Genomic DNA, 7,346 nt, shown 5'->3' with positions numbered 1-7,346 from the left:
GTCATCAAAAATCAGGAATCGAGATCGCAGCTGCAGAACAAAGAGAATGCCATCCGTTTACTGAAATCCCAGCTTTACGAAGCCGAAATGCGCAAGCGAATGGAGGCTACAGCATTGGTGGAAGGCAATAAGAAAAAGATAGAATGGGGCTCCCAGATCAGAAGTTACGTGCTGGACGACAGGAGGGTCAAAGATCACCGGACCAATTACCAGACCTCAAACCCCCAGGCCGTACTGGATGGGGACATCAACGATTTTTTGAAAGCATATTTAATGGAATTCTAATGATGAAAAAGTATTTTATCGCAGTGCTCATGGTGACAACAGCTGCAAGTGGCCTGATGGCCCAGGAAATTGTAAATCTTTACGAAGGGAAGATTCCCGGATCGAAAACCACCCCTGCTGATTATAAAGAGGTGTCCCCGGTAGGCGCGGATGGCATCACCAGGACCGCTAAAGTATCTGTTCCGACGCTAAGTGTTTTTTTGCCGGCCAAAGAAAAAGCTACCGGCGCAGCTGTGATCATTTGTCCGGGTGGAGGCTATGGGATTCTTGCGATAGATCATGAAGGCTTCAATGTAGCCAGAAAGTTTAACGAAATTGGTGTGGCAGCATTTGTGCTGAAATACCGCCTGCCCAGCGACGCCATTATGGAAGATAAATCAATCGGGCCGATGATGGATGCAGAACAAGCCATTTACCTGGTTAGAAAAAATGCCGCCAAATGGGACATCATTCCGTCAAAAATCGGCATTATGGGTTTCTCTGCAGGAGGACATCTGGCTTCAACGCTTACGGTACACTATGAAGACGTAAAGATCAGGAATGAGGAGAAACTGAGCTTGCGCCCTGATTTTTCAATACTGATCTATCCGGTGATCTCCTTTGGGGCATTCGCCCATCAGGGATCAGCAGTTAACCTCATCGGCAAAAACGGGACAGCCGCGCAAAGGGAATATTTTTCTAGTGAGAAACATGTAAATGCGAATACTCCGCCTACCTTCCTGGTGCATGCCAATGATGATGGGGGTGTTCCTGTTGAAAACAGTATCCTTTTTAATCAGGCCCTTGTCAAAAATAAAGTAAAGGCAGAGATGCACCTTTATCAGGGCGGAGGCCATGGTTTTGGACTGAACAACAAGACCACAAAAGACGATTGGTTTGAAAGACTGAAGAATTGGATGACAGCCAATAAATGGTTATAGGTCGGTATTGATCAGGATATCCTGCAATTCTTTGAGCTCCTCCACCTTATCTTTGGAGCCGAGGTTCTCATAAGCGGATATCAGGTTCCGGATCACTCTTCTGATGATCTCCACATTACTGCATGGGGCGTAAAAACCCGGCAGCGGATCAAGGTTGAGCTGACGGAGAAACTGGTCTACATCGTGCTTTCCAAAAATGGCACCCCTGTTGAAGGCATTGATGTAAAATAATACTCCGAATTCCTGTTCTTCCCGTTTACTTTCGTCAATATAACCCAATATAAAATGTTGAGGAAGGTTTACACCGTAAACAGGAATGTCCAGCTTCTGGGCCAATGTAGAATAAATAATTGCAAGTGAGATCTGATTGCCTTTTTTACTTTCCAGCACCTGGTTGATGTAGGAGTTTTGCGGGTCATGATGGTTTTTTGTATTGCCGCCAAAGCCGTAAACGTTATAAAAGACATGGTTGATTAGCTTTATCTTTTCAACAGAACTCATTTCGTACTGAAGGCCCAGCCAAATCTCGCGCTTGATCTCTTCCATCTGGAGAATGATCTTCTCTTCATTGAGATCAGGATACTGGTAGCGGTTGATCACCAATGCCCCCTGCAGCAAATCAAAAGCGCCGCTCTGGTACCACAGGTTCAGGTCTTCCTTTACATTGGTAAACTGGATCTTGTGGACGATGTTCTCAATGCGCTGCTGAAGTAAGGAATCCAGAGAGTGTTCCCAGACATTTTCCAAAAAGTCGATTACCTCATTTCCATACGCCAGCAGACGCTCTTCTACATGCTGATAGATTTCCTGATCCGGATCGTCCAGCAGTTTTACCAGGGCACTTATTTCTTTACTATTTTCCACCTATTTCTTAACGTTTTCCGTGAAACATAACAATCTGAATGTCTATTTTTGCGGCTATGGTTTTTAATTTTATCAGTGATTATCTGAAGCATCGCCTAACCGCAAAAAGCAGGCATGGCACCCATTCGCCATTTGTATACAAACTAACGGATGAAGTAATTTACGATTTTAAGTCCAAAAACGACTATAAAAGCATAGAGGAGCAGCGAAAAAAACTTTTCAATGACGATTCAGTGATTACAGTTACAGATCTGGGCGCCGGTTCCCAGCTCAATAAGAACAGGACCAAACGGGTCAGCCAGATTGCAAAGAACGCATTAAAAAAGCCCGGTCTTGCCCAGCTCATCTACCGCCTTGCAAAAGACAGCCAGCCAAAAAGTATTGTCGAGCTGGGCACTTGTCTGGGCATTACTACGGCCTATTTATCCAAGGCCCGCCCGGAAGCGAAGATCATTACCATAGAAGGCTGTCCTGAAACGGCGAAGGTCGCTGCCCGGAACTTTGAGGATCTCGGTCTGCAAAATACTGAACTGCAGGTAGGGAATTTCGATTTGCTTTTTCCAAAAGTAATTGATCAGGCAGACCAGCTCGATTTCGTATACATAGACGGTAACCATAGGAAAGAAGCGACATTGGATTACTTCAAATGGTGCCTTCCTAAAGTGCATGAAGGTTCTCTTTTGATCTTTGATGACATTTACTGGAGTAAAGGAATGAAAGAAGCCTGGGAGGAGATCAAGGCGCATCCCCAGGTCACCGTAACCATAGATTTGTTTTGGATAGGGCTGGTCTATTTCCGTAAGGGTCAGGTCAAAGCGCATTTCAAGATCAAATATTGAAATCTCCTTCTATGAGTTCTTTTTATATTTAAAAATATTACCACTCATTATCAGTTACTTAGCCAAATAAACTGCATAATAAGTTTTATAACTGATTTTACAGTTGTAAAACTGAAATATAAGTTATAGCTTTAGGTTATGGAAGAATTAACCAAGGCAGAAGAGCGGATCATGCAGATCATCTGGAAACTGCAGAAAGCATTTGTAAAAGACATTATCGGAGAAATGGAGGAAGAACCCAAGCCCCCTTACAATACCATCTCCTCTATCGTCAGGCTTTTAGAAAAAAAAGGCTATCTCCATTATAAAGCATACGGCAAAACCTACGAATATTTTCCGGCGATCAGCAAGGAAGATTATACCCGAACAACTTTTTCTAAATTGTTTTCCGGCTACTTTGACAACTCCCCTGCAAGCCTGCTCTCTTTTATGGTAAAAGAACAGGCGCTCAGCCAAACCGATATAGAAGAATTGCAATCGCTCATCAACAAAAACAAGAAATAATATGGAATGGCTGATCTACCTGCTTAAAGTAAGTGCCTGCCTGGGCTTATTTTATACATTTTATCATTTCTGTCTGCAGAGGCTTACTTTTTTTAGCGTGAACAGGATCTATCTGCTCAGCACGCTGGTCATCAGTTTTATTATTCCGGCTTTACAACTGAAGCTCGAACGACCGGCAAGCTACAGCAGTCAGGTCAAAAAAGAGACTACTGTATATGCCAATACCTTTACAGACCTCCAAAATCCTGTTGCGGCTAATCCGGGGCCCGTTCCAAAGGCTGTTGAAGATACCGTCGCCATTAACTGGCAAGAATTGCTTTTTATCTGCTACTGGTTTGTCGTCATCATTATGCTGGCAGCAGCAGCTTTCCAGATCCTGCAATTACTGAAGCATACCAGGCATGTAAACCAGAAAGTCGGCCGGTTAAAAGTGGTGTTTAAATCCGAAGGCTTTACCAATTGCTCCTTTTTGAATTATGTGTTTGTAAACCAACAGGAATTAGGTGAGGAAGAAATGACCCTGATCCTGCAGCATGAGCAGGTGCATGTTTCCAGGTATCACTCCCTTGACAAGCTCTTCATGTCTGCCCTGAAAGCGTTTTTATGGTTCAATCCCCTGATCTATCTGTATGACAAAGCACTGGAACAGGTGCATGAATATGAAGCTGACAAAGAAACTTCTGTGACGGCAGGCAATACGCCCTATGCCAACGTATTATTGGCAATGGCGGTAAGAAAGAATAATCCTTATCTGGCACACAGCTTTGTCCGGAATCCGCTGAAAGGAAGGATTAAAATGCTGTTCGCCAATCCATCAAAAAACAGGAGAAAGTTAATGTATCTCGCAGCGCTTCCCATTGGACTGGCCCTTATCTGGACATTTGCCGTAGAAGTCGTCTATGCAAGTTTTCCTGCCCGGGCACAAAAACAAACATCAGCACCTGTTCGAACACAAGTCAAGCCTTTTCGGGCAGAAGAAATTCATTTAGAAGCAGCAGACAAAGAAATAGAAATCCAAAAGCCCGCTGTCCCGACCGCTCCGCCTGATACTTTATGGATGCTCAGTTCCCGTAATATCAATAGATACGCTGAAGTGCTCATCGATGGTAAATCTTATGGTATCGACATCCTGACCAGGATTAGTCCAAGCTGCATGAAATCTGTCAGTTATAGAGGAGGTAAGATCGAGATCGTCACCGAAAACAATAAGATCGAACCCGCCACTAAAATAGACCGGGAAAATGCCATCGTCCGCGACAAAGCCCGGGCCTTAGGTAAGTCTTATATTCGGTATGCCCAGAAAAATCAGGATGGCAGCCGTTATGACTACATCGAGATCACAACCAGGGGTGGCGCTGGCGGAGGAGTAAGCCTCGACAAAGGGAAAAAGCTTTTACTCATTTACGAAGGCGAGCAATATTCCGAACGGAAATTTAAAGCTTTAACCAATGATCAGCTCATCAACCGGAGCATGAGTTTCAGCAGTTTTACAGAATCAAGCGAAGAAATAAAAGCTAAGTATGGTAAGGGATATGGTTCAATGATTGAGATCCGTAAACCCAAGGATAGTGTTGCGGGAGAAAAAGAGATCACCTATTCGGCGAGAGATTCCACCTCATTTAGTAAAAATCTGAAATCCGTAACGCTTTTTGGCGATGTCGAAATCTATAACGATAAGTTTAATCTCAAAGCAGATATGGCTCGATATAGCTCAATCGAACATACCGTGCTGGCAAAAAATGCAAGTTTTACAATGGAAGGGAAAGAAAAAGTTAACGGTGTTCCTTTTGTCAGATTAAATTTAAGAGCCGGTACCTATGAGGTACTTCAGGAAATCAAAGGATTTTAACCAGGTTAAAACGCCTCCGCCAGACTGATGTAAAAACCGGTCTGGCGTTTTTCATTTGCACGCTTTTCACCGATACCATAATCCACCCTTACGCTCAAGCCTTTTTCCGGATCAAAGAAATACCTGCCGCCTGCGCCATAAGAAGGCTTGAAACTTTTAATGCCCAGATCGCCGTTGTCAAATACCTGTCCCGCTCCTGCAAAGGCAACCACGCCAAACCGGTTGTTGTACCGGTAACGCAGTTCTGTTTGCCCTGCAAGTAAGTTCCTGTCGCGATAGCGGCCGGTATAATATCCCCGCATCATTTCGTCATTTCCCATTTGGGGTAAGAGATAAAAAGGCGTGTTCCTGCCCTGCACGCTGTGGAACAATGCATTTACACCGAGTACAAACTTTGGTGACAATGACCAGAAGCTGCGCACATTGGCCCGGATCAGACTTCCGCTGAAGTTTTCGCCCCCGAAGAAATCCGGGGCATACTGATAAGTAAGGCGGCCCATGAAACCCTTTGTGGTGTAATTGTTGGAATTCCTTGTATCGTAACTTTGCGAAAGCCCGGCATAAACTACCGATCCGCCGATCTTATGGATGAGTGTCTGGTCTGTGGTGTAAATTCCGCCTGCTTCCTTGTCTGTATAATGGTAATTCTCAAAGCCTGCGGACACACCGGTATACATATGAGGGAGCAGCTTTTTCTCGGCTTCAAATGCTATTTTAACATAGCCCTGGACCAGCCTGTCCTTATCTGCTTCGGCAGTGTTGTTGCCCAGCCCGTAAAAATCAAAGGGCATCCGTTTGAACCTTACCTCGCCTATATAATGGTGTGTATTTCCTTTGGTCCAGATGTCGCTTTTTAGAGAAATGTTGTACTGTCCCTTTGTAGAGCCCGACAATACTGCTGAAAAATTAGAGCTGCGGTTGCTCAGGTCCTTTCGGTCCAGATAGGTAGAAAAAAGTGCCCCAAGGCCAAATTCAACACCAATCTCCTGGCTGTAGCGGAAAACAGGCACAGGCATAAAGCTGGCCCGTCGTGAGGAATCTGTTTTATCGGATAAATAACGTTCAATAAATTTTTTTTGTGCTGATACGTTTGCAGCTATCATGACCATCACTGTGCAAAGCGAAATTCTCTTCATTTGCCTAAAATAGTATAAAGTTTTTATTCTGGAAGTCTGCAGGGCAATTTTGAGGCCACTAATTGACACCGCCTTTAGTATAGCCAGTGAAAGGAGTGTATAACTGGTGCAGAATAACTATATCCTGACAAGGTAATAACAGGGTCTTAACAGGGTGATAACAGGGTCGTTGATATAATTATTATCTTATTAAGATATAGTTGAATTCTTGTTTTATCAAAGCCTGACCTTAGGAATTTAAAAGGCGCTTATGAGGAAGCCCCTGTTTTATAAATTTATGCTATTTTTGCGGCAACAAAAAATTTAGATCAAAATGAGTACAACAAGAGGACCAATATCTCAGTTTATGGAGCGTAATTATCTCCATTTTAATGCAGCAGCAATGATGGATGCAGCCAAGGGGTATGAAACGCATTTGGATGAAGGCGGTAAGATGATGATTACCCTTGCTGGTGCAATGAGTACAGCGGAGCTGGGTATTTCTCTGGCTGAAATGATCCGCCAGGATAAGGTTGCCATCATTTCCTGTACAGGAGCGAACCTGGAAGAAGATATTATGAACCTTGTTGCGCACTCGCACTATAAAAGAGTACCCAATTACAGGGATTTGAGCCCTCAGGACGAGTGGGACCTGCTGGAAAACCATTATAACCGTGTTACGGATACCTGTATTCCTGAGGAAGAGGCTTTCAGAAGATTGCAAAAGCACATTCATAAGATTTGGAAAGATGCGGATAATGCCGGTGAGCGTTATTTTCCGCATGAATTTATGTACAAAATGCTGTTGAGCGGGGACCTGGGACAATACTATGAGATAGATCCTAAAAATTCATGGATGCTGGCAGCAGCAGAAAAGAACCTGCCGATCGTGGTACCGGGCTGGGAAGATTCAACTATGGGTAACATCTTTGCTTCTTATGTAATGAAATCTGAAATAAAAGCCACAACT

At 43.9% G+C, this 7,346-nt stretch carries 8 protein-coding genes; 6 read left to right on the top strand and 2 right to left on the bottom strand.

Annotated features, from left to right (window positions below; genetic code table 11):
• Positions 1–285: peptide chain release factor-like protein (locus VK541_RS03940; protein ID WP_324367133.1), on the top strand; the 285-nt coding region annotated here is incomplete at its 5' end.
• Entirely contained in the window at positions 285–1,205 is a 921-nt protein-coding gene (locus VK541_RS03935) for an alpha/beta hydrolase (RefSeq protein ID WP_324367131.1), read from the top strand. The genes VK541_RS03940 and VK541_RS03935, both read left to right, overlap by 1 nt.
• On the opposite strand, the gene VK541_RS03930 is transcribed toward VK541_RS03935, so the two are convergent.
• A complete protein-coding gene (locus tag VK541_RS03930; protein ID WP_324367130.1) occupies positions 1,200–2,069 on the bottom strand; it encodes a transglutaminase-like domain-containing protein in 870 nt (289 codons plus the stop codon). The genes VK541_RS03935 and VK541_RS03930 overlap by 6 nt on opposite strands.
• A 38-nt stretch (positions 2,070–2,107) precedes the next feature.
• On the opposite strand from VK541_RS03930, the gene VK541_RS03925 reads away from it, so the two are divergent.
• From VK541_RS03925 to VK541_RS03915, 3 genes are all read left to right on the top strand, one after another.
• Complete coding sequence (locus VK541_RS03925) at positions 2,108–2,908, top strand: O-methyltransferase (protein WP_324367128.1); 801 nt, start codon at positions 2,108–2,110, stop codon at positions 2,906–2,908.
• 138 nt (positions 2,909–3,046) lie between these two features.
• Entirely contained in the window at positions 3,047–3,412 is a 366-nt protein-coding gene (locus VK541_RS03920) for a BlaI/MecI/CopY family transcriptional regulator (protein WP_324367126.1), read from the top strand.
• A 1-nt stretch (position 3,413) separates the two neighbouring features.
• On the top strand, positions 3,414–5,261 hold the full coding sequence (locus VK541_RS03915) for a M56 family metallopeptidase (RefSeq protein ID WP_324367124.1): 1,848 nt from the start codon (positions 3,414–3,416) through the stop codon (positions 5,259–5,261).
• Positions 5,262–5,266: 5 nt separating this feature from the next.
• Here VK541_RS03915 and VK541_RS03910 read toward each other — a convergent pair whose 3' ends face one another.
• Positions 5,267–6,397 carry a polymerase gene (locus VK541_RS03910; RefSeq protein ID WP_324367122.1) on the bottom strand — a complete coding sequence of 377 codons (1,131 nt, stop codon included), beginning with the start codon at positions 6,395–6,397 and terminating at the stop codon, positions 5,267–5,269.
• 313 nt (positions 6,398–6,710) lie between these two features.
• Between VK541_RS03910 and VK541_RS03905 the strand changes: the two genes are divergently transcribed.
• A partial coding sequence (locus tag VK541_RS03905) for a deoxyhypusine synthase family protein (protein ID WP_324367120.1) occupies positions 6,711–7,346 on the top strand: 636 nt, incomplete at its 3' end.

The organism is Pedobacter sp. (assembly GCF_035317785.1).
Taxonomy (GTDB): Bacteria; Bacteroidota; Bacteroidia; order Sphingobacteriales; family Sphingobacteriaceae; genus Pedobacter.
The sequence above is the reverse complement of the archived record's forward strand: the minus strand, read 5'-3'. Positions and strand labels throughout refer to the sequence as shown.

What these genes read in the sequence shown, in the direction of transcription:
- VK541_RS03935 (WP_324367131.1), top strand. Translation starts at nt 285, where the DNA reads ATGATGAAAAAGTATTTTATCGCAGTGCTCATGGTGACAACAGCTGCA.
- VK541_RS03925 (WP_324367128.1), top strand. Translation starts at nt 2,108, where the DNA reads ATGTCTATTTTTGCGGCTATGGTTTTTAATTTTATCAGTGATTATCTG.
- VK541_RS03920 (WP_324367126.1), top strand. Translation starts at nt 3,047, where the DNA reads ATGGAAGAATTAACCAAGGCAGAAGAGCGGATCATGCAGATCATCTGG.
- VK541_RS03915 (WP_324367124.1), top strand. Translation starts at nt 3,414, where the DNA reads ATGGAATGGCTGATCTACCTGCTTAAAGTAAGTGCCTGCCTGGGCTTA.
- VK541_RS03910 (WP_324367122.1), bottom strand. Translation starts at nt 6,397, where the DNA reads ATGAAGAGAATTTCGCTTTGCACAGTGATGGTCATGATAGCTGCAAAC.